The following is a 22,028-nucleotide window of genomic DNA, read 5'->3' as shown; positions in this document are numbered from 1 at the left end:
TCCGATGCAATTTAATAGGCAAGGAATCATAAAGTATGTGCCTGCATAGGCTATAGTAATTGAGCACTGGATGGAGGAATGACATGGATATTCTTAACAAAGTAAAGCAGTATCGAGAAGAAGAACAGCAGTTAAAGTGGGAAGGGACATTTGGGGAGTATTTAGACATCATTAAACAACGTCCAGAAGTAGCGCAAACGGCTCATTCACGAATTTATAATATGATTAAAAGTGCAGGTATTACGGAACGAGATAGCAAAAGAATGTATGAATTTTTTGGTGAAGAAATATTTGGTTTGGAAGAAGCAATTGAGCGGCTTGTAGAAGAATATTTTCACCCTGCAGCGAAACGGCTCGATGTACGTAAACGTATTTTATTATTAATGGGACCCGTAAGTGGTGGGAAATCAACGATTGTTACGATGCTAAAGCGGGGATTAGAAAAATATTCACGTACAGATGAGGGAGCGGTTTATGCGATAAAAGGTTGCCCCATGCAGGAAGATCCTCTCCATCTAATTCCACCGCATTTACGTCAAGAATTTTTGGAGGAATATGGCATACGCATTGAAGGAAGTTTATCACCGCTAAATACGATGCGATTGGAAAAGGAATATAATGGAAAAATAGAGGATGTACGCGTAGAACGTATTTTTTTCTCTGAGGATAAACGGGTAGGGATTGGTACGTTTAGCCCGTCTGATCCAAAGTCACAAGACATTGCAGATTTAACTGGAAGCATTGATTTTTCTACCATTGCAGAATACGGTTCAGAATCAGATCCACGAGCTTATCGATTTGATGGGGAATTGAACAAAGCGAATCGAGGGATGATGGAATTTCAAGAAATGCTTAAGTGTGATGAGAAATTTTTATGGCATTTATTATCCTTGACGCAGGAAGGGAATTTTAAAGCGGGTAGGTTTGCGCTGATCAGTGCAGATGAATTAATTGTCGCCCATACAAATGAGGCGGAATATCGCTCTTTTATTGCGAACCAAAAAAATGAAGCCTTGCATTCACGAATTATCGTGATGCCGATACCGTACAATTTAAAAGTTAGCGAAGAAGAAAGGATTTATCAAAAAATGATTCGTGAAAGCGATATGGCTCATGTCCATATTGCGCCACATGCATTAAGAGTAGCTGCTATTTTTTCTATTTTAACGAGATTGGAAGATTCAAAGAAACCGGGTGTGGATTTAATTAAAAAAATGCGTCTGTATGACGGTGAAAGTGTAGAAGGATATAAACAAGCAGATGTGGATGAGCTAAAGGATGAATTTCCGGTCGAAGGGATGAATGGGATTGATCCCCGTTATGTTATCAATCGTATTTCCTCTGCAATTATTCGTAAAGAAGTCCCAGCAATTAATGCTTTAGATGTGCTCCGTTCCTTAAAAGAAGGACTTAGTCAGCATCCGTCTATTTCGGATGATGATAAGGAAACGTATATGAATTATATTTCGGTGGCTAGAAAGGAATACGATGAAATAGCTAAGAAGGAAGTGCAAAAAGCGTTTGTATATTCCTATGAAGAGTCAGCGAAAACATTAATGGATAACTATTTAGATAATGTAGAAGCGTACTGCAATAAAAATAAGTTAAAAGATCCCCTGACTGGGGAAGAGATGAATCCGGATGAAAAGTTAATGCGTTCTATTGAGGAACAGATTGGTATTTCGGAGAATGCTAAAAAAACGTTTCGTGAAGAGATCCTCATTCGAATATCGGCGTTTGCTCGTAAAGGGAAGCGATTTGATTACAACTCTCATGAGCGATTGCGTGAAGCGATTCAGAAAAAATTGTTTGCTGATTTAAAAGATGTTGTTAAAATAACGACGTCTTCTAAAACGCCAGACGAATCGCAGCTAAAGAAGATTAATGAAGTCATTGCTCGCCTAATTGATGAATACGGCTATAATTCCGTATCAGCGAATGAGTTGCTTCGTTATGTAGGCAGTTTGTTGAATAGGTAATGGATCAATGAATAAAGGCATCCTCTTTTACCAAAACGAAGAGGGTGCTTTTGTTATCTAGAGCTTTATCTTATTCGATACACAATGATTTTTCGATAAGCTACTTTTTCTAATATAGGAACGTATAAAAGTGTAAAGGTTTATAGTATAAGAAAAATTACTCATAAAACTTGATGACAAGCCAAGTTTTTCTAATAAGCTTTATAAAATAAATTATGTCCAAACAGTCTAAATAATGCAATAATATTACCCTTCATGCATAGGATATAGAAACGTATTACTAGTTTGAATAATACGAAGGAGGGGATGTGATGCATGAGGAAAAAGGAAATTTTGTCGTTTCAAAGGAAAATTGGTCCCTCCATCGCAAAGGTTACCAAGACCAAACGCGTCATATGGATAAGGTGAAGGAAGCAATAAAAAATAACTTGCCTGATTTAGTAAGTGAAGAAAATATTATTATGTCTGATGGGAAACAAGTGATGAAAATCCCCATTCGATCATTAGATGAGTATAAAATTCGTTATAACTACGATAAAACGAAACAAGTAGGACAGGGAAAAGGGGATAGTAAAGTTGGTGATATTATAGCAAGAGCACCTGGCGGCGATGGTCAGGCGGCTGGGAAAGGAAAAAAAGCGGGCGATCAGCCAGGGGCAGATTACTATGAAGCAGAAGTATCCTTAGAAGAAATTGAGCACGCCCTATTTCAACAGTTGGAGCTCCCCAATCTACAAGAAAAGGAACAAGCTGAGATCATAACGGAAAAAACAGAATTTAATGATGTACGTAAGAAAGGGTTAATGGGAAATATAGATAAGAAGCGCACTATTTTAACAGCGATCAAGCGTAATGCTACAGAAGGAAGACCAGGAATTACGCCAATATATGAGGATGATTTGCGATTTAAAACATGGAATGATATAACAAAACCAGAGTCTAAAGCGGTCGTTTTAGCTATGATGGATACAAGTGCTTCGATGGGGATTTTTGAAAAGTATGTAGCCAGAAGTTTCTTCTTTTGGATGACGAGGTTTTTACGTACAAAATATGAAACAGTGGATATTGAATTTATTGCCCACTATACAGAAGCAAAAGTTGTGTCAGAGGGAGATTTTTTTTCCAAAGGAGAGAGCGGTGGCACCATATGTTCTTCTGCTTATTTAAAAGCATTGGAACTTATCAAAAAAACGTATTCTCCTTCACGCTATAATATTTATCCCGTTCATTTTTCAGATGGAGAGAATATGACCTCTGATAATCCGTTATGTATAGAGCTGGTAGAAGAGTTAATGCGTTTTTCAAGTATGTTTGGTTACGGAGAGGTGAACACTTTTCACAGGAGATCGACGTTAATGCGTACGTTTGACCAATTGGATAATCCAAAATTTCGCTATTATATCGTAAAAGAGAAAAAAGATATTTATGAGGCGCTAAAGGCGTTTTTCACCCAACAAGTTGTAACAGCACAAACGTAAGGAAAAACAATATAGATGTTGTGTAACATTTCCAGTGCATAAAACGGTAATTGCTGTTTGTGCACTGGCTTTTTATTTCGGATCTTTCTGTTGTTAGGAAACTTGCTATGAAGCGCATTGTATCTGTATATGGAGCAAGATAAATGAAAAAAAGTCTCTAAACTCTTATTTTTCTTCTTAACTCTCAAGACTTACTGGAAAATTTCAATTGTATAGATAGCCCGATCCGTCACCAAAGCAAAGCGCTCGCCGTCAAATTGGTATAGTGATGAGTTCTCTAAAGGGATTTCATATACGAATGTAGGGAGTGTTTGATAGGAGTTATAATCGGTTTTAACTTTGCCGGCGCCATTTAGTTGTAATGTATGTAGAGGTTCATAGTCATCTAGTCGACGTGTATGTGTCTCATACGTGATTGCAGATAAGTCAATAATTGCCTCATCATAATCATTTAACTCTTGTTTGGAAACTTTTATCTGTTTTCCATTCCATTTTTGTAAAAGTTTATTAAACGCTTCTATATCTAAAAATTGCTTTGTCATATTCCATTCCTCCTATTATGATATTTCCCCCTTCCATGGAAAATCATACGTTAACATCTGTATTTTCGCTGAAGGTCATTAGAAAAACTAGGCTTGTCGCAAGTATATGGAGGACGCTTTTCTTTCCTAAAAAAGGAAAAAGCTGTAGCGCCAATGAGAATCAATTGACCACAGCTTTTAAAAATATGGATTTGATATCGAAATTAGATCGCTTTCCTTTTTTATTTGGGATTGCAGCTAGTGCTACCGTTACTTTCCACTGCAGGCGGACGCTTTCCTCAGGGCTGATTGAGCCTCCTCACTCGCAAAAAACGCTCGTTGCGGGGTCTCAAGTCTCATGCTTTTCCCGCTGGAGTCGCCGCCTTCCGTTCCAAGTAACTTGGTTTGGACAATCTCATGAATTAGTAAAGACCTAAGATAATATGTCAAATGTCTTGGACGTTCCGTGATGTTCCTAGATAATGGTCTTAGGATCATTTGGGACAATTCACGAAGCGAAGATAGCCAAATATGCAGGACTCTATTGGCGTAAACACCAATCTGGTCGCTTTACAGCTGACGACACATCGTTATCGCGTAATGGAAATCAGTATCTCCATTATAACTTCGTTGAAGCCGCCAACTTGGTAAGAAGGCATGTTCCTGAATACAAAGAGTATTACGCGAAAAAGTTCGATGAAGTACCAAAGCATCAACACAAAAAAAGCCCTCGTCTTAACTGCAAGAAAATTAGTGCGTTTGGTGGATGCGCTACTGCGCAAAAACCAAATTTACACGCCACAAAGGAGCGTCAATACATGAAGCATAATTAGCTTCTAATCCTTTGAGTAATTTGCAGTATTTTACACATATTTACTGGAGTCGGTTTAGTGTTGCCTTTTTTAAGCAAATTGTACCTTGATAACTAAAAAACTATTTAATTTTTACTTGACATACTACCGCAGGTCTTTCATCCATATATTCTATTTATTGCAATGATTATAAATGATTGTAAAAATTTCAATTTTTTATGTTATAATATTGTGACAAACAATGAAGGAGGATGTTAAATGTTAGGAGAAGAATTTACTTTGCTAGCACCTATATTTTATCTTATATTATTTTTCACGTTAGTTAATTTTCTATATTTAAGTTTCTTTCGAAATAAAATTAAAAGTAACTATCATGTGGTGCTAAACTCATTATTTTTTTTAGTAATAGCCACGGTGCTATTATTTCAAGAGGGAATTATAGTTGATGAGTTTAATAAGTCTCCGGGTTCAATGAATTTTATCCTTTCAATCATTTCAGGGGTAGTATTCTTATTAAGTTTATTTTTTATAAACAAAAAAACAAGTAAATAAAGTTAAAAAATAAATAATTAAAGTGTTATTTATGTAGTTAATGGCATTAGTTTTTCCTTAGACTGAGAACAATGCCATTTCTTTTTTCTACACTATCAGTTATTGCGCTTTGTATTTTTACTCTTCAACGGTATACCATATTTTTTACTATTACTTATAATTTTTTTACTTTATCCTTCGTCGGGTGTGTCAATAATTTTGTGTAAATCCCCTTTTGTAGATGTTTGCTCTGAATACATAATCAGGAAATCTCTATAGTCACAGCGTTAGCTGCTTGTCCTTGATCTTGTGCCTCTTCTTTGTGATTCGCTGTGTTGGGTATAGGGGACCCTGCCAGCGAGAGCATAGAAGAGTACGGTCGTGGTACCATAAAAAAGCGGGAGGAACCCTTATGTGGCTAGATTTTCTGTAGCCGCCGCAGATATACACCACGATCGTAAACAAGGTGAAGGATGGTGGGTTCTAAGTCAATTCTCCAGAGTTTCAAACATGGCAACTAATTGAGGTTATGCCCTGATCAAAGCCCCGATGGCAGTGCATGCTGAATTTATGATTATACTCTAGAAATCGCGTGACAAAAAAACGTTCTAAAGCCTATGAGAAACCTCATGGTTCGCATTGCATTAGTCAGTAGCTACCCTAAAGCACGCTTTGCGAGGGTATTCATACAAAGCGACAACGTTTTTCGCCAAAAAGATGTAGCAAACTTTTTTCTATCCAAAGGCGTTTACGTCATCCCCTTTGAAATCGTAGTAATCTGTGTGAGGGAGATAAGCCCCCCTCACACAGAATAAAAATGCTTTTATGTGGATGATTGGACCGTTTTTTTACCAGTTGTACCTCGGATCTTTTTAATTATAACGCCTTGTTTTGGACCGAAGAGGAAAGCGGCGATAAAGAATACCCCTGTTGCTACGGCCATTGAACCAGCGATGGAAACATTCCATTGGATGGCAAAGCCATAGCCTAGGGCAGCAGATAAAATGCCAATAACACCACTTAAAATTAATAATACAAAAAATCGATCCGTTAAAAGATAAGCCGTTGCTCCAGGGACAATGAGCATGGCGACAACTAATATCGCACCTACACTATCAAATGAAGCGACGGTGGATAAGGATACCATGGTCATTAGTAGATAATGAATGATCATTACTGGCACCCCAATTAAAGTTGCAAATTGCGGGTCGAAGGTAGACATTTTAATCTCTTTATAAAATAGTGTAATTAAAATGAGATTAACCGCTAATACAGCACCGAGCATCCACACGGCAGTAGGCCCATAACTCACTCCGTTGATGGTTAACGTGTTCCATGGAACAAAAGCAATTTCACCCATTAAAGCATGCTGTACATCTAAATGGACTTGGTCGCCAATAAAAGAAATAAGGACAACCCCTAATGCAAACAAGGAAGTGAAAACAATTCCTATTGCTGCATCCGATTGAACCCCAGATGAATGAAGCATTTCCACAAAAACAGCCGTTAGAATACCAACAATGCCTGCACCGATAAGCATGGGAATCCCGCTTAAAGATTGGGTAACAAAGAAAGCCCCAACAATACCTAGTAAAACGGTATGACTAATGGCATCAGCGATCATTGCCATTTTCCGTAAAACAAGAAGCGCTCCTGTAATACCACAAGTAAGCCCGACAAGACAGCCGGTTAAGAGAATCCAAAAAGTATAGCTCATGCATTTCTTCCTCCTTTCAGCAATAAACCCTTCTTTGTCCCAAACAATAAGGAAAAGAGGAAAATAACGGAAGCACTTAATACGATAATTGGCCCGGTAGGTAAATTTTGTATTGCTGTACTTAAGACAGCCCCACTTACACCAGAGATAGCCCCGAATATGCCCGCTAACATGGTCATCCAACCGAGCTGGTCTGTCCAGTAACGTGCAGAAATAGGTGGCGTAATTAATAATGCTGCTATAAGGACAACGCCGACCATTTGAATCCCAATTACAACGACTGCGACAACGAGGAATAACAGGACGGCATTGAAAAAGGTAACTGGTAAACCTAATCCCTTAGCAAATTGTGGGTCAAAGATACTAATCTTAAATTCTTTGAAAAATAGTGCTGTCAGAATGATTAAGCATAATGCGCCAGCTGCAATTAATTGCACATCTCCTTTAACGAGAGAAGCGGCTTGCCCGAAAATAAAGGAATCAAGTCCAGCTTGATTACCCGTTGCATTTTGTTGTATATAGGTTAATAGAACAATGCCAAGCCCAAAGAATACAGATAATGTGATACCGATAGCCGCATCTGTTTTAATCCGTGACCATTTCACAATGGTTTGAATAGACTGTGTTGCTATTAAGCTCGTAACAGCAGCACCTGTTAGTAAATAAGGGATGGTTTTTGTCTGAAACAGAATATAAACGATACAAACACCAGGCAATGCAGCATGAGCCATCGCATCACTAATTAAACTTTGTTTTTTTAATAAAACGAAACTGCCGATAACCCCACTTGCAAAACCGAGCAATAAACTTCCAATTAATACCCATTGTAAGTTGGCACTTGATAAAAGAGCACTAAATTGTTCCATTGTTTATGTACTCCCCTTTGCTGCCTTAGGGCCTTGTTGTAAAAAAGCAATTTTACCCCCATATGCCTCTTCTAAGTTAGCAAGTGTGAACACTCGATTTGTTTCTCCGTATGCGATTGGTGTTTTATTTAATAACAGGACATGGTCAAAATAATCATTTACTGTTTGTAAATCATGGTGCACAACGAGAACGGTTTTTCCTTCATTTTTCCACTCTTTCATTAATTGAATAATTGCTTTTTCGGTGGACGCATCGACACCTGCAAAAGGTTCATCCATGAAATAGATTTTTGCATCTTGCGCCATTGCGCGGGCTAAAAATACACGTTGTTGCTGACCACCAGAAAGTTGGCTGATTTGGCGAGAGGCATAATCTTGCATGCCTACCCGTTGCAGACAATGTTTTGCCCATGTTACTTCCTTTTTGCTCGCTCGCTTGAACATACCAATATGATTGTACCTTCCCATTAACACGACATCTAGGGCATTGGTTGGAAAATCCCAATCTACTTCACTACGTTGAGGTACATAACCAATTATTTTTCTTTGGCTACGTAAGGGCTTTTTAAACACTTCTACCGTCCCTGATACAGTAGGTAATAGTTGTAAAATAGACTTGATTAATGTTGATTTACCAGCTCCATTAGGGCCAATGATGCCAGTCATCGACCCTTCAGGGACAGAAAAAGAAACATTTTCTAATGCGAGTTGTTTATCATATGATACAGACATATTGTTCACCGTCAAGGCATTCATCTTGTCGTTCCTCCTTTTATTTTGCATCGAAGGGGCTGGTAATTTTGTTGCACAGAAAGCTAGCGGTTCACTGTGAAAAAACAGCCCCAACATGCTTTTTATCCTATACGGAAGTGCGTTTTATTTTAAGGCTTCTACAATGGTGTCAATATTGTGCCTAAACATGCCAATATAAGTTCCTTCTTCTGTGCTTGCTTCACCCATTGCATCAGAATAAAGTTCACCACCAATAGAAACGTCATGTCCTTTTTCTTTTGCTCCTTCTACAACGGCGTTAATCGACCGCTCGGACACACTGCTTTCCACAAATACACCTTTAATGTTTCGTTCTACTAACACATCAATGATTCGTTGAATATCGTTCACACCATAATCGGATTCCGTACTTAGTCCTTGTAATCCCATTACTTCAAACTCGAACGCCTTGCCGAAATAATTAAACGCATCGTGGGCAGTTACAAGTACACGGCTTTCTTCTGGAATTTCATTGAAGCGTTCCTTTGCATAAGCATGTAGTTCATCTAATTCTTTCATATATGCTTCTGTGTTTTTTTCGTAAGTCTCTTTGTTGTCTGGATCTAATTCGCTGAGTCCATCGCGAATGGACTCAGCTGCATATTTCCACAATTCAATATCAAACCAAACATGGGGATCACTTACTTCAGGGCTTTCGGGATCTGCAAGCAGCTTGTCCTCTGGTATACTTTCTGCCACAGGAATGGTTGGTTTATCTTGGCGCATTTCTTCAAATATTTCACCCATTTGCCCTTCTAAATGAAGCCCATTGTAAAAAATAATTTCTGCTTCGGTCATTTGTTGAATATCTCCCTGTACCGCATTATAAAGATGCGGATCCGTTCCGGGTCCCATAATGCTATAAACATCTACATGATCACCGCCAATATTCTCAACAACATCTCCAATTTGTGCGATAGTAGCAACTACTTTAACAGGTTTTTCACTTGAGCCACCGGCGTCCTTGGCACTTGATCCGCAACCTGCAAGAAATGCGATAAGTAGGATCGTAAAACTGATAAAGCCTATTTTCTTCATTCATTTGTTCCCCTCTCTAATTATGTTTACCTAACGCAAAATAATTTTAAAAATTGACTAACAAGTAGATGTTAGCTCCTTTAAAAATTATTTACATTTAGTTAAATTGTTTCCTTAGTGCAAATTATATGGCAAAGGTTGAAAAAATGCAATAGTTTTATTTTTAAAATGAAATCAACGGTCGAATAAGCTTACTTCTTACTATAGAAAACGATTGGATCACCAACTGGGATGAAAACGAGGTGAACCAATATGGTGCTTTTTAGATGAAACGAGCGAAGTCATCAATTTCTTTTTCATTCATAAACTATAAAGTAAACGTGTAATCTATAGAGGTTTCTTTTTCTTGGCATGATTGTACGTACTCGCAAGGATGTAGCCTAAAGTCACATAAGAAAAGCGGGATGAAGGTACTGTTATTTCTCCATTACGTTTGTGGAAGTCTACAGTATTTTCTACCGGGCTAAAAAGTGAATTGGAGGGATTTGCGTGACAGATACGAAAGAACTGAATCATGCAATTGCAGAAATTACCGAGATAGCCTCTGGGTTCGGTCTCGATTTTTATCCGATGCGTTATGAAATCTGTCCTGCTGATATTATTTATACGTTTGGAGCATATGGAATGCCGACACGATACAGTCATTGGAGTTTTGGAAAACAGTTTCATCGAATGAAGTTGCAATATGACTTAGGATTAAGCCAAATTTATGAATTAGTAATTAACTCGGATCCATGCTATGCCTTTTTATTAGATACGAATAGCCTCATTCAAAATAAATTAATTATTGCTCACGTTTTGGCGCATAGTGATTTTTTTAAAAACAATATTCGGTTTTCAAATACACGGCGTGATATGGTAGAGAGCATGACAGCAACAGCTGAGCGAATTGCTCATTATGAAATGGTGTATGGAAAGAAGGAAGTGGAGCAGTTTTTAGATGCGGTTTTAGCTATCCAAGAGCATGTTGATCCAACACTCTTTCGGTCAAGGCTAAGCTATGAAGAGATGGAAGCCTTGGAAAAAGATTCTCCCAAACAGAAAACGCCTTATGATGATTTGTGGGATTTAGATGCTGAAGCAATGAAGAAACCAGCGATTGAAAAACACAAAAAGAAATTCCCGCCACAGCCAGAAAAAGATCTGTTATTATTTTTAGAATCCTATAGTAAAGAGTTAGCGGATTGGCAGCGCGATATTCTAACCATGATGCGGGAAGAAATGCTTTATTTTTGGCCGCAGATGGAAACGAAAATCATGAATGAAGGCTGGGCTTCGTATTGGCACCAACGAATTTTAAGAGAAATGGATTTAAGTAGCGAGGAGACGATTGAGTTTGCTTCGTTGCATGCAGGGGTGGTACAGCCTTCTACTCGTCAATTAAATCCTTATTATTTAGGATTAAAAGTATTAGAAGATATAGAAGAACGCTACAATCAACCTACAGAGGAAATGAAGCTACGAGGAGTAAAACCCCATTCTGGAAGAGAAAAAATATTTGAAGTTAGAGAGCTAGAATCAGATATTTCTTTTTTACGTAATTATTTGACGAAGGATCTCGTACAGCGAGAGGACTTATATTTGTTTGAAAGAAAGGGAAGGAATTATCAAATTACGAATAAAGATTATGAAAACATTCGTGACCAGCTTGTAGCAATGCGGGTGAATGGTGGATTTCCGTATATTACTGTAGAAGACGGTGATTATTTACGCAATGGTGAGTTATATTTGAAGCATCATTATGAAGGGACAGAGTTAGATATTACCTATTTAGAACATGTATTGCCATATATTTATCAGCTATGGGGACGTACGGTATGCTTAGAAACGATGATTGATGAAAAGGGAATTGTCTACTCCTATGATGGAAGGAAAACCGTCCATCGATCATTGTAGATAAGCCAATAACTGTGTTGTTGCACGCATGTTATAATTGGACGTTTATCCTTAGGCGAACGTTCTAAAAAATAAGCTATGCAATTCAGAAGAGAGGCCTCAAATAGGAGGGGGCGTCTCAGATAGATAGGCAGAAATGTGTATGATCCCATATCATTATTGCAAAAAGATTAATTATTCTTTACAAACGGTTGCGGTTACAAAAATAGTATAGACAAATGATTAGAAAATGGTAAAATTTAAGTAACAGGTAGAGAGAGGAGGGCTCCTAAGATGAAGCAGTGGATGAAGAAAATAGCGGTTATGGCAATTGCCTTTGTAACACTAGGCATGTATGTACCTACTTCGCTAACACAAGAATCAGTGGAGGCAAAACCTCGAATGAATTCGGATTCCGATGTTAGTGAGCAGTCAAGCACTGTTGTCTTAGAAGAAACTCCTCCTTTCGTCGATCCAAGGGTAGCATTATCAGAAAAAGCGAAGGAACAAGTGTTGCGTAAAATGGGGCCGAGAATATCAGAACGTGTCGCGGATGAGTTTACTACTGTTATTCTCCCTAAAATAGAGCAAGTTATGGAAACGGTAATGCTAGATGAAAATGGAGAGCCCATATCTCATTATGGGATTACGGAAGACCCTTCTAGCGGATATGGCGAGCGAATTTTCCATGTTTATGATTATCATAAACAGGAAAATGTAGTGAAGTTCCATGTGAGGAGAGTTCATCGACCATTAGAAGGGCATTGGTTTAACTTTCATTATCATTTAAATACAGATCAATTTGAGACACATTATGAAATTGGAGAGATTTTTTGGGATAAAAATACGCCACCAAAATGGATGACGTAACACATATAGAGTCGATGCCGTCACTTGTTAAACAAGCGATTGCATCGACTCTTCCATTTTCACTATAGGAACCTAACAGCGTTTATGTTGATGAGGTATAATTTACACTATAGAAAAATGCTTTTAAGGTTTATCTCGTATATAAGGTGTTTTTAATACAATAAATTACGTATTAGTAAGGCGCTGATTACCCTTATAGGAATAAACACTTTATCGTGGGGCTTATTGGTTTATTTCTTTTAATACTTCACCAATGGAACGATTATGAATGAGTTGATCGGCATAGCGGTCTAATTCTGTCGGCTCCTGATTGACAATAACTAACTTAGAACCATTTTCTTTCGCAATCAGCGGAAATTGATTGGCGGGGGTTACGCTTAAAGAAGAACCAAGTACAATAAATAAATCCGCTTTTTCTGTTTCTTCTAACGCAAATTGAAAGGCGTCCATCGGTAAGGTTTCCCCGAACAGAACAATGGAAGGGCGAAGAACCCCTTGGCAAGAACAGTAGTAATCTTTATTTACATATTCCTCACTACTATATTCTTTTCCACAAGATTGACAGTGTAGCTTTTGCAGCGTTCCATGTAGTTCAGCGACCCGCATATTCCCAGCTTGTTGATGAAAGCCATCTACGTTTTGGGTAATGATCGATTGAATACGTCCTTGTTTTTCCCAATCGGCTAAAATATAGTGCCCTTCATGCGGCTGATATGTTTTAACACCTACTACTCGTTCCCGGTAAAACGCAATAAATGCTTCGACATTAGAGTTTAGTGCATCTGTGGAGGCAATCTTACTAGGGTCTTTTTGTCTCCATAGACCTTTGTTAGCAGAGCGGAAATCAGGTAACCCACTTTCTGTTGACATGCCAGCTCCTGTGAATACAACCGTATATTTCGCTTCTTGTAACCATTCTTTAAGCAACATGCTTCCCTCCAGGTTTATTCTTCTACACGAACTATTATACTAGAATAACGGCTTAATACCCAACATTCTTGACAAATAACGATGCAAATTCACATGCTATGGTTACGCATGTCTACTTCTTAGCATGCGATCGTAATCGAAAAGGTGCAATAATCAGTACAACAATTAAAAACAACCCCATATATCCAATAAAAGGATAAAAAAACGATACTAATTTGGTGAAGCCTACAAAGCTAAGTGCAAATGCAAGCAAAATAGTAATGATACTAAAGCGGCGAAAGGCTGATGTTCCACTTGGTTTAAATCGCGCACTAAAAGAAAAGAACATACTAACTGCCGTGTTAAAAATCATCCCAAACAGAATGACAGAGTACACCATTCCTAAAATAGGAGACATCTCGTCCGCAATCTTTAAAATGGGCATTTCATAATTAGCTACAAGCTCCATATTGGAAAAGATAGCTAAGTGGTTAAACAGTATTAATATCCCAATACCTAAACCACCTAACAAACCGCCAATAGTGGCTTTGCGTCTATTAGGTTCAGCTCCTCCCATCACTAGCGCCATAGATGCACCTAAAGCGATGTTATAGGAAACGTAATTGACAGCAGAAAGCAACCAATTTGATACAGCTGAAGTTTGTTCTAAAGCAATAGGCTCCATTTTTGCGAAGGAATGGTCCATGGTTAATAAGCTATAAATCGAAATAAGCATTACCATGAAGATGAGAAATGGAGCAATACTAGCAATAATTTGCACAACGCGATGAATATCAAGCATGACAGTAAGCATAACGATTATAGTCATCGTTGTAATTCCAACAAAAGCAGGTAGTCCAAATTGCTGGTTGAAAATAGAGCCAGCACCAGCAATCATAACAACACCGACGCCGAATAACGTAAATACAATAATATAATCGACGATTATACCTAAATGTCGACCGCTAATAAAATAGATAACATCCCGATGAGAGGTGGTTTGTGTTTGGCTCCCTAATCGAGTTAAAATCATACCTAAATAAGTAAATAAAGCCGTTGAAACAATAACACCAATTGTTCCAATATAACCGAAGCTAGTAAAATATTGTAATATCTCTTGCCCGGAGGCAAATCCAGCCCCCACAATGATACCAATAAATGCACTCGCTATTTGTAATATTTTCTTCATGGAAACGCCTCCGTATAAGCACCCCTATATGCTCCTTTTTATAATGATGTTTTACATTTCGTTAGGGACTGTAAAGTATGTGCTGATTTATTGCGAATATAAGTTGCTGTAAGAATCCCGTACTTCCAAAATGAAGATGTGCGTTGAACAAGCCGAAGTGGGAGGTAACAGCATCTCAATCACTTTTTTCGTGGTCTAGGAAATTATAAAATTTAGCAGCTATAGACAAACTTACTAAGTTATTTAGCCACGTCCGGCTCCAGCGTCCAGCAACTAGGCGACTTCACGAATCGCCCTAAGCTAAGTCATCATCGGTTCGTTCTAAATAGGAAGGCCGACTAAAGACGGGCTTGCCGGAGGGTGTCGGCATACTCCTGTTGCAGGAGCATGATTCCAAAAATTTTCGTTGATTCGTTCCACTCGCTATGTTGCTAAACGGGCGCCCCGAGCCTTTGTTCTAAGAGGCCTCCAGGTTATACCCTTGGCTATTAAACAATCCTTGTGGAATAAAAGAAAAAGTCCACGCATTGAAATTTCACTGTATAAATTTGAAGTAATAAGCCATCCTTGTGAGGAAGCCTGCTCTTTTACTGAATGATGCTTGCTTTTTTTAGCAGTGGAGAACTGAATTACCCTTATTTTTTCCAAAGTCAAAAAATGGCGCCTAATTATCATATCATATTTTTTACTGCAAATAGAAATTGTATTAGCCCATTGTTTATTAAGAATAATAGGTTTGTTATCGGTGATTCCATAAAAAGGAAAAACAATTACTCCATCATGTATAGTATGACTTTATATTCCGTTAAAATCCATGTATGATAGAAAGAAGATATACAAACGCTAGTAAAAATTAGTTATTTTGCATACATAAGGGGGCATATAAAGGTGATCATTGCGATCATTGCTTTATTATTCGTATCATTTTTCTTCTCTGGTAGTGAGACAGCTTTAACTGCCGCAAATAAAATGAAATTACAAACAAAAGCAAGTCATGATGATAAACGGGCGGATAAATTGCTTCAATTAGTTTCAAAACCCGAGCAATTTATTACGTCAATATTAATTGGGAATAATATCGCAAATATTCTTTTGCCTACATTGGTAACCATAGTCGCAATGGAATACGGAGTGAATGTCGGGATTGCATCTGCTATATTGACCATTACGATTATCATTTTTGCAGAGGTAATACCAAAATCTGTGGCAGCTGCGTTTCCTGATCGGATCGCCTACATTGTTTACCCCGTAATTCGAGCTGTTGTTTTCATTTTTCGACCGTTAACGATGTTACTAAATGCCATCACAGGGTTTATTATTAAATATTTATCAAAAGGTCAAGAATCGGATGCATCGGTGTCTCGAGATGAAATCAGAGCAATGGTTGATATTGCGCGTACAGAAGGGATATTCAAGCAGGATGAATCATATCGGATTAAAGGTGTGCTTGAGTTTAGTAATTTAAATGTAAAGGACGCCTTAAAAACGCCAAGAGTTGATATTGTAGCACTACCTAGTGATTCGGATTTTGAGGAAGTACGTAACATAGCCATTCAAAACCCCTTCACACGATACCCTATTTATGAAGCGGATATTGATATGATAATAGGTGTCTTTCATTCAAAATATTTGCTGTCATGGTCGATGGAACCAGATAAATCACTCGAATCTTTTAGTGATATGAATCCATTGATTGTGTTTGAATTCCACGCTGTAGATTGGGTTTTTCGCAAAATGATCCAAGAAAAAAAGCATATGGCAATTGTGTTAGATGAATATGGTGGTACAGAAGGTATTATTACACATGAAGATATTATTGAACTTTTAATTGGATTAGAAATCGAGGATGAAACCGACCGAGGTAATGAACCGCTTGTGGAAAAAGTGACAGATAAGGAAATTATTTGTAATGGCAAAATTTCCTTGCATCGACTAAATACAATTTTTCACATCAACATTATAGATGACGAGGATATTTTGGCTGGTTACCTGTTAAAAAAAATGCATCGTTTTCCTCATGAAGGAGAAGAATTTCAAGATGACCAATTAACGTATCGCATCTTAGAAGTCGACGAACGTATGATTAAACGGGTACAAATATTGAAAAACGTGAAAACAGATGAAGGAAGTAAAGTATAACTAGAAAGCTTTTATTCGTTCTTTAGTAGAAAATCTTGCTTGCTAGTAATTACACTGCAAACTATCGTGGAGGAGGAGCAAAAGTGGAATACGATACAAAAGTTATTAATCGAATGAAACGAATAGAGGGACAAATCAGAGGATTACAACGAATGATGGAGCAAAACAAAGATTGTCGTGAGGTTGTTGCACAAATGTCAGCAGCTAGAAATGCTATCGATCGCACAGCGGCATTAATTGTTAGCCAAAATTTAGAGCGTTGTATCCGTGAAGAACAAGAAAAAGGTGGCAACACCGACGAATTAATTCAGGAAGCAGTGCAGTTACTTGTGAAAAGTAGATAACGCAAATAGGCAGTAAGAGCTAATTTCAAAGGGGGATGTAAACACTTCCTCCTTTAATTGCATTCTTCATATAAGTATATTATTATATACTTATTAAAGGTGGTGAAATGAAGTTGGGTAAATCAATTTGGGATCTAGAGCGTGCCACGGTGGTGTTTAAATTGTTAGCAGATCGCACAAGGTTGACGATAATGAAAATTTTAGAGTACCGAGAGTGTTGTGTGTGTGAACTGGTGGAAATATTTCAAGTAAGTCAGCCTTCTATTAGTCAACATTTACGCAAGTTAAGAGATGCTGGTTTAGTACAAGAAGAAAAAAGAGGGCAGTGGACGTATTATGCTTTGAATGAAGAAAGTAACGATTTTCCTATGGTACAGACAATTTTGCAACAGCTCCCTGATCAAGGAACGAAACTGAAAGCAGTGCAACAAAAAGGGGATTTGCACTGTTCGTCTTAGGAGGTAATTTATTTTGTCATCATCGATTTTACTAGCATTGAGTCTATTTATCGTTACTTTAGTATTTGTCATTTGGCAGCCTAAAGGGCTGTCTATAGGTTGGTCTGCATGTGGCGGAGCGGTATTAGCCTTCATCTTAGGAGTAGTAGATCTACAAGATGTACTTGAAGTAACGAACATTGTCTGGAATGCAACGTTTGCCTTTATTGCAATTATTCTAATTTCTCTTGTTCTAGATGAAATTGGGCTATTTGAATGGGCCTCCTTACATATGGCTAAAATGGCTAAAGGGAATGGCGTAAAAATGTTTGTCTACGTTAGCATTTTAGGATCTATCGTTGCGGCATTATTTGCTAATGATGGTGCTGCTTTAATACTAACTCCAATTGTATTAGCGATGGTACGTCACTTGCATTTTCAAGAAAAAATGATTTTTCCATTTGTTATAGCGAGTGGATTTATTGCAGATACGACATCCTTGCCATTTGTCGTAAGTAATCTAGTCAACATTGTATCTGCTGACTTTTTTGATATTGGTTTTGCAGCGTATGCATTTAGGATGTGGTTACCCAATCTCGTTTCACTTATTGCAACCATCAGCATACTATTTGTTTATTTTCGAAAAAGTATTCCTCGTACTTATTCGCTTGATCAACTGAAGCAACCAAAAGAGGCAATTCAAGACAAGAGATTGTTTCGCCTATCTTGGTATGTGCTGACAGTACTATTAATTGGTTATTTCGCAAGCGAGTTTATTGGCATTCCTGTTTCTATTGTAGCTGGAGCGATTGCTATCGTTTTTCTTATATTGGCTCGAAAAAGTAAAGCGATTCATACAGCAGCCATCGTAAAGAGTGCACCGTGGAATATCGTATTTTTTTCTATTGGGATGTACGTTGTTGTATATGGCTTGCGAAATGCCGGGCTCACCGATCTACTAGCAACAGCGATACAAGTAAGTGCAGATCAAGGGTTATTTGTAGCAACAATGACGATGGGGGGAATAGCGGCTATCTTATCGTCCATCATGAATAATATGCCGACAGTCATGATTAATGCGCTTGCCATAGCGGAGACGAATACATCTGGTGTGATTCGTGAAGCTTTAGTCTACGCTAATGTTATTGGTTCTGATCTGGGTCCAAAGATTACCCCAATTGGTTCTTTAGCAACATTGTTATGGCTTCATGTGTTGGCACAAAAAGGGATAAAAATTTCATGGGGTACGTATTTAAAGACGGGAATCGTATTAACCATTCCTATCCTACTCATAACATTAACAGGGCTTTATATAAGTCTATTACTATGGTAAGGAGTTCGATATAATGAAGAAAAAATTGGTATATTTTTTATGTACAGGAAACAGTTGCAGAAGCCAAATGGCGGAAGGATGGGCGAAATATTATCTTGATGAGAAAGAATGGGAAGTAAAAAGTGCTGGAATGGAGGCACATGGGCTAAATCCGAAAGCTGTAAAAGCAATGCAAGAAGTGGGGGTTGATATTTCTTCCCAAACTTCAGATATCATCGATTTAGATCTCATTCATCGCGCCTATTTGGTTGTCACTCTTTGTGGCGATGCCAAAGATAATTGCCCAACAATACCGCCACATGTGACACATGCGCATTGGGGATTTGATGACCCAGCAAAGGCAGAAGGAAGCGAAACAGAGAAAGGCTTCGTTTTCCAACGAGTGCGAGATGAAATAGGCGCTCGTATCAAACAATTTGCGAAAATAGAAGCAAACGATTAAGTTACATTCATTGATAAATTCTAGAACGAAACATTAGAAATAAGGAATGCGGGATGGAATGAGGAACGGCAATGGTGAGGGCGTAAGGAGTAAGGTGTTGTACAGTTTATTTGTTTTAGCGCATTACCTAACAAAACGAAGGCTTAGGCATGAAGAAGTAGTAAAAGCCTTCGTTTTGCACTATAGGTGAGTATAAAAGTTTAAAGTTTATAGTATAAGAAAAACTCCTCTATTTAAGCATGGATTGGAAGCTTAACCGTAAAAATATTTCGATCCTGCACCGTATCTATTTGAATACTTCCATCGTGCTGGTCGATAATTTCTTTCGTAATGGCAAGTCCTAGTCCAGCTCCGCCTGTGTCTCTACTGCGGGAGGATTCAAGACGATAAAATCGTTGGAAAATCAATTCTCTTTCTTGGCTTGGAATTGGTTCACTAGGTCCGGAAACAGCAATATAATAGCCGTTATTTTGTTTTTGTCCGGTAATACGAATAGACCCTTTCCCTTTATAGTATTGAATCGCATTGTCTAAGAGATTACTTATGACTTGCTGCATTCCTTCTGCGTGGACATATACATCTGCTACTTCCGCTTGTAGTTCCAATTTGATCCCCGTTTGTTTTAGTGTCCAATGGAACATAGAAACGCATTGCTCCAGAAGTGGTTTTACTGCCTGCATTTCTTTGCGGTTGTAAGTGCTTGCGTTCGTATAGTCCCATTGCTTTAACAGATCAAATTGGTCTAGCATGGAAGTAAGACGCTGTGATTCTTGATAAAGCGCTACAAATAACGCTTGATTCCCCTCTATGTCACCTGACTTTAATGCAGACAGATACCCATTAAGATTAGATAACGGTGTACGAAATTCATGGGAGATGTCGGAAACAAGCTTTTTTCGATCTGTTTCATTACGATTTAGTTGCTCCATGAGTTGATTGTATTGCTGTACAAGTTGCCCAATTTCATCATTTCGGGAAACGGGAATAGGGTCTGGGTATTTTCCAGTTTGTAGTAATTGGGTTGCTTCCATCAATGTATGAATAGGCTGTAATAATTTTTTAGATAGATAATAATATAAAATAGAAGCGACAACGATGGCGATGATAACAAATATCCAAACATAATTTAACAATGTTTGGTTAAATTGCTGTTGTCGTAGTTCATCGAGGTTTCCAACCCCAGCAGCTAAAAAACAAGCTGTATTATATAAAGCCCAACCGCTAATCCATAAAGCAACACCAATGACAAAGAAATGTAAAAAAGTTAATCGCCATAGAAAGCTGACGGGCGCCAAGTTTATGAGTTTACGATGAATTTTGGACAAATTTATACCCCATTCCACGAACGGTTTGAATCCGTTTTGGCTTCGCTGGTTCTTCTTCAATTTTTTCCCGCAGTTTCTTAATATGTGCATCAATGGTTCGGTCTAATACCGTACTCTCTGCGTTAGGGTAGAGTTCTGTAACAAGTTGCTCTCGCGATAAAACGTTATTTGGATGTTGCATAAACAGATAGAGAAGATTAAACTCAAAATTAGTTAGCTGTATGGACTTATTATGAAGCCATACCTCTCCTTTTCGCGGCTTAATGCAAAGTCCATCATAGACTATTTTTTGGCAGTAACTCCCTGTACGTCGCAATACTGCTTCCACGTGTGCTATCAGTTCATTTGCATCAAATGGCTTTGTCATATAGTCGTCTGCCCCAATTTTTAGTCCTGCTATTCTATCTTCAATACTTGTCTTAGCAGAAAGCATAATAATAGATACTTCGCCGTTTTCTTGTTGTTTTACCCATTCACAAAACTCCTCACCACTTACTTTCGGAAGCATTAAATCGAGGATGATGAGGCACGGGAGGTGTTTTATAAATATAGCTTTCGCTTCCTCTCCATCTGCTGCTTCTACAACAACGTATCCATTTTTCTCTAAATAAATGCGTATTAAATTACGTATCATTTTATCATCTTCAACGACCATAATGGTTTGCTTCATGATCTCACCTCAACCTTAGTGTAACGCAGTTGATGGAAAAAGTGATACTAGAAAGCTGTGCCGTTAGAGAAAGAAATTACTTTGAAGTGATCTTGATTTGATTCGTTCCAGTCGCTACGTTGCAAACCGGGCGCCAAGAGCCTTTGTTGTATTTGTTTCGTACAGTTTTCTTTACTCCATTTTTTCAAACTCTTGTACCATTAAATCATAATTCATAGCTCCAAATGCTTTGTATTGAATAATGCCATTACTGTCGACCATAAAAGTAGTCGGGATAGGCTGAATCTGGTACGCATTTGCAACTTCTGTATTTTCGTCTTTTAAAATGGGAAATGTAAGCTCAAAATCAGAGACAAAGTTCTGGATCGTCATTAAATCACTTTCTGTTTCTGTTAAGTTAATTGCCAAAATGTTTATATCCTTATCATCATAGAATTTTTGCATATCTGGCATCTCAGCACGGCAAGGCGGGCACCATGTAGCCCAAAAATTCACCATTACACGTTCACCGCGTAATTCCGATAATTGAATCGCATCTCCGTCCATTGTAGATAAATTGAAATCCGGAGCCAGATTGCCAACTTCTAAGCCAACTTCACTGGAATCTCCTGTTTTTTCTGTTTCGCTTGTTTGCTTTTCTTGTGTAGTAATTTGGTTGCCACTTCCAGCAGGCGGCGCATCTGCTTGTTCTGCTGTATCATTGGATGAAAATACAAAATCGTATAGCGCCCAAGAGAACATGCCCACTATAATGATGATCAAAATTGCTTTTTTCATAAAAC

Annotated in this window: 20 protein-coding genes and 1 pseudogene; 11 read left to right on the top strand and 10 right to left on the bottom strand. The window is 38.1% G+C overall.

Going from position 1 to position 22,028, the window contains the following annotated elements:
- Positions 1–83 precede the first annotated feature (83 nt).
- Positions 84–1,979, top strand: coding sequence for a PrkA family serine protein kinase (locus D9780_RS17015; protein ID WP_121640928.1), 1,896 nt, complete (start codon positions 84–86; stop codon positions 1,977–1,979).
- A 311-nt stretch (positions 1,980–2,290) separates the two neighbouring features.
- Positions 2,291–3,457 carry a sporulation protein YhbH gene (gene yhbH, locus D9780_RS17010; protein WP_121640927.1) on the top strand — a complete coding sequence of 389 codons (1,167 nt, stop codon included), beginning with the start codon at positions 2,291–2,293 and terminating at the stop codon, positions 3,455–3,457.
- 191 nt (positions 3,458–3,648) lie between these two features.
- Here yhbH and D9780_RS17005 read toward each other — a convergent pair whose 3' ends face one another.
- Positions 3,649–3,999 (bottom strand): protein YmzB, encoded by a 351-nt coding sequence (locus tag D9780_RS17005; protein WP_121640925.1) that lies wholly within the window; start codon positions 3,997–3,999, stop codon positions 3,649–3,651.
- 491 nt (positions 4,000–4,490) lie between these two features.
- Between D9780_RS17005 and D9780_RS17000 the strand changes: the two are divergent.
- Positions 4,491–4,800: pseudogene (locus D9780_RS17000) on the top strand (transposase); the annotation flags it as partial.
- 248 nt (positions 4,801–5,048) lie between these two features.
- The gene (locus D9780_RS16995) at positions 5,049–5,342 is read left to right on the top strand and encodes a hypothetical protein (protein WP_121640923.1); all 294 of its coding nucleotides are present in this window, start codon (positions 5,049–5,051) and stop codon (positions 5,340–5,342) included.
- Between the two features lie 802 nt (positions 5,343–6,144).
- Here the strand turns inward: D9780_RS16995 and D9780_RS16990 are convergent.
- The 4 genes from D9780_RS16990 to D9780_RS16975 form a co-directional block, all read right to left on the bottom strand.
- Positions 6,145–7,038 (bottom strand): metal ABC transporter permease, encoded by an 894-nt coding sequence (locus tag D9780_RS16990; protein WP_121640921.1) that lies wholly within the window; start codon positions 7,036–7,038, stop codon positions 6,145–6,147.
- Positions 7,035–7,904 (bottom strand): metal ABC transporter permease, encoded by an 870-nt coding sequence (locus D9780_RS16985; protein WP_121640919.1) that lies wholly within the window; start codon positions 7,902–7,904, stop codon positions 7,035–7,037. Before D9780_RS16985 ends, D9780_RS16990 begins: the two co-directional genes overlap by 4 nt.
- 3 nt (positions 7,905–7,907) lie before the next feature.
- Positions 7,908–8,660, bottom strand: a complete 753-nt coding sequence (locus D9780_RS16980; RefSeq protein ID WP_116277869.1) for a metal ABC transporter ATP-binding protein — start codon at positions 8,658–8,660, stop codon at positions 7,908–7,910.
- A 120-nt stretch (positions 8,661–8,780) separates the two neighbouring features.
- A complete protein-coding gene (locus D9780_RS16975; RefSeq protein ID WP_121640918.1) occupies positions 8,781–9,713 on the bottom strand; it encodes a metal ABC transporter solute-binding protein, Zn/Mn family in 933 nt (310 codons plus the stop codon).
- A gap of 489 nt (positions 9,714–10,202) precedes the next feature.
- Between D9780_RS16975 and D9780_RS16970 the strand changes: the two genes are divergently transcribed.
- Positions 10,203–11,609 (top strand): SpoVR family protein, encoded by a 1,407-nt coding sequence (locus tag D9780_RS16970; protein WP_121640916.1) that lies wholly within the window; start codon positions 10,203–10,205, stop codon positions 11,607–11,609.
- A 273-nt stretch (positions 11,610–11,882) separates the two neighbouring features.
- Positions 11,883–12,458: a YpjP family protein gene (locus tag D9780_RS16965; protein ID WP_116277872.1), complete on the top strand. Its 576-nt coding sequence runs from the start codon at positions 11,883–11,885 to the stop codon at positions 12,456–12,458.
- Positions 12,459–12,680: 222 nt separating this feature from the next.
- Here D9780_RS16965 and D9780_RS16960 read toward each other — a convergent pair whose 3' ends face one another.
- Together D9780_RS16960 and D9780_RS16955 are read right to left on the bottom strand one after the other, a co-directional pair.
- Positions 12,681–13,385, bottom strand: coding sequence for an NAD-dependent protein deacylase (locus D9780_RS16960; protein WP_073008459.1), 705 nt, complete (start codon positions 13,383–13,385; stop codon positions 12,681–12,683).
- 115 nt (positions 13,386–13,500) lie between these two features.
- Positions 13,501–14,556 carry a YkvI family membrane protein gene (locus D9780_RS16955; protein WP_121640914.1) on the bottom strand — a complete coding sequence of 352 codons (1,056 nt, stop codon included), beginning with the start codon at positions 14,554–14,556 and terminating at the stop codon, positions 13,501–13,503.
- An 888-nt stretch (positions 14,557–15,444) separates the two neighbouring features.
- On the opposite strand from D9780_RS16955, the gene D9780_RS16950 reads away from it, so the two are divergent.
- From D9780_RS16950 to arsC, 5 genes are all read left to right on the top strand, one after another.
- Positions 15,445–16,695: a hemolysin family protein gene (locus D9780_RS16950; protein WP_121640912.1), complete on the top strand. Its 1,251-nt coding sequence runs from the start codon at positions 15,445–15,447 to the stop codon at positions 16,693–16,695.
- 83 nt (positions 16,696–16,778) lie between these two features.
- Positions 16,779–17,039, top strand: a complete 261-nt coding sequence (locus D9780_RS16945; RefSeq protein ID WP_073008002.1) for a metal-sensitive transcriptional regulator — start codon at positions 16,779–16,781, stop codon at positions 17,037–17,039.
- A gap of 113 nt (positions 17,040–17,152) precedes the next feature.
- Positions 17,153–17,497, top strand: coding sequence for an ArsR/SmtB family transcription factor (locus D9780_RS16940; RefSeq protein ID WP_121641535.1), 345 nt, complete (start codon positions 17,153–17,155; stop codon positions 17,495–17,497).
- 13 nt (positions 17,498–17,510) lie between these two features.
- Entirely contained in the window at positions 17,511–18,809 is a 1,299-nt protein-coding gene (locus D9780_RS16935) for an arsenic transporter (protein ID WP_121640910.1), read from the top strand.
- A 13-nt stretch (positions 18,810–18,822) separates the two neighbouring features.
- Positions 18,823–19,251, top strand: coding sequence for an arsenate reductase (thioredoxin) (arsC, locus tag D9780_RS16930; RefSeq protein WP_121640909.1), 429 nt, complete (start codon positions 18,823–18,825; stop codon positions 19,249–19,251).
- Positions 19,252–19,484: 233 nt separating this feature from the next.
- On the opposite strand, the gene D9780_RS16925 is transcribed toward arsC, so the two are convergent.
- From D9780_RS16925 to D9780_RS16915, 3 genes are all read right to left on the bottom strand, one after another.
- Positions 19,485–20,576 carry a sensor histidine kinase gene (locus tag D9780_RS16925; RefSeq protein ID WP_162985915.1) on the bottom strand — a complete coding sequence of 364 codons (1,092 nt, stop codon included), beginning with the start codon at positions 20,574–20,576 and terminating at the stop codon, positions 19,485–19,487.
- A complete protein-coding gene (locus tag D9780_RS16920) occupies positions 20,557–21,246 on the bottom strand; it encodes a response regulator transcription factor (RefSeq protein ID WP_121640906.1) in 690 nt (229 codons plus the stop codon). The genes D9780_RS16925 and D9780_RS16920 overlap by 20 nt, the downstream gene beginning before the upstream one ends.
- Positions 21,247–21,417: 171 nt before the next feature.
- Positions 21,418–22,023: a redoxin domain-containing protein gene (locus D9780_RS16915; protein ID WP_121640904.1), complete on the bottom strand. Its 606-nt coding sequence runs from the start codon at positions 22,021–22,023 to the stop codon at positions 21,418–21,420.
- Positions 22,024–22,028: the final 5 nt, after the last annotated feature.

It is taken from the genome of Virgibacillus sp. Bac330 (assembly GCF_003667845.1).
Lineage (GTDB): Bacteria > Bacillota > Bacilli > Bacillales > Amphibacillaceae > Virgibacillus > Virgibacillus chiguensis.
Note: the sequence above shows the minus strand (reverse complement) of the source record. Positions and strands in the feature narration are given on the sequence as shown.

What these genes read in the sequence shown, in the direction of transcription:
- D9780_RS16920 (WP_121640906.1), bottom strand. Translation starts at nt 21,246, where the DNA reads ATGAAGCAAACCATTATGGTCGTTGAAGATGATAAAATGATACGTAAT.
- D9780_RS17005 (WP_121640925.1), bottom strand. Translation starts at nt 3,999, where the DNA reads ATGACAAAGCAATTTTTAGATATAGAAGCGTTTAATAAACTTTTACAA.
- D9780_RS16955 (WP_121640914.1), bottom strand. Translation starts at nt 14,556, where the DNA reads ATGAAGAAAATATTACAAATAGCGAGTGCATTTATTGGTATCATTGTG.
- D9780_RS16990 (WP_121640921.1), bottom strand. Translation starts at nt 7,038, where the DNA reads ATGAGCTATACTTTTTGGATTCTCTTAACCGGCTGTCTTGTCGGGCTT.
- D9780_RS16975 (WP_121640918.1), bottom strand. Translation starts at nt 9,713, where the DNA reads ATGAAGAAAATAGGCTTTATCAGTTTTACGATCCTACTTATCGCATTT.
- yhbH (WP_121640927.1), top strand. Translation starts at nt 2,291, where the DNA reads ATGCATGAGGAAAAAGGAAATTTTGTCGTTTCAAAGGAAAATTGGTCC.
- D9780_RS16995 (WP_121640923.1), top strand. Translation starts at nt 5,049, where the DNA reads ATGTTAGGAGAAGAATTTACTTTGCTAGCACCTATATTTTATCTTATA.
- arsC (WP_121640909.1), top strand. Translation starts at nt 18,823, where the DNA reads ATGAAGAAAAAATTGGTATATTTTTTATGTACAGGAAACAGTTGCAGA.
- D9780_RS16985 (WP_121640919.1), bottom strand. Translation starts at nt 7,904, where the DNA reads ATGGAACAATTTAGTGCTCTTTTATCAAGTGCCAACTTACAATGGGTA.
- D9780_RS17015 (WP_121640928.1), top strand. Translation starts at nt 84, where the DNA reads ATGGATATTCTTAACAAAGTAAAGCAGTATCGAGAAGAAGAACAGCAG.
- D9780_RS16980 (WP_116277869.1), bottom strand. Translation starts at nt 8,660, where the DNA reads ATGAATGCCTTGACGGTGAACAATATGTCTGTATCATATGATAAACAA.
- D9780_RS16915 (WP_121640904.1), bottom strand. Translation starts at nt 22,023, where the DNA reads ATGAAAAAAGCAATTTTGATCATCATTATAGTGGGCATGTTCTCTTGG.
- D9780_RS16965 (WP_116277872.1), top strand. Translation starts at nt 11,883, where the DNA reads ATGAAGCAGTGGATGAAGAAAATAGCGGTTATGGCAATTGCCTTTGTA.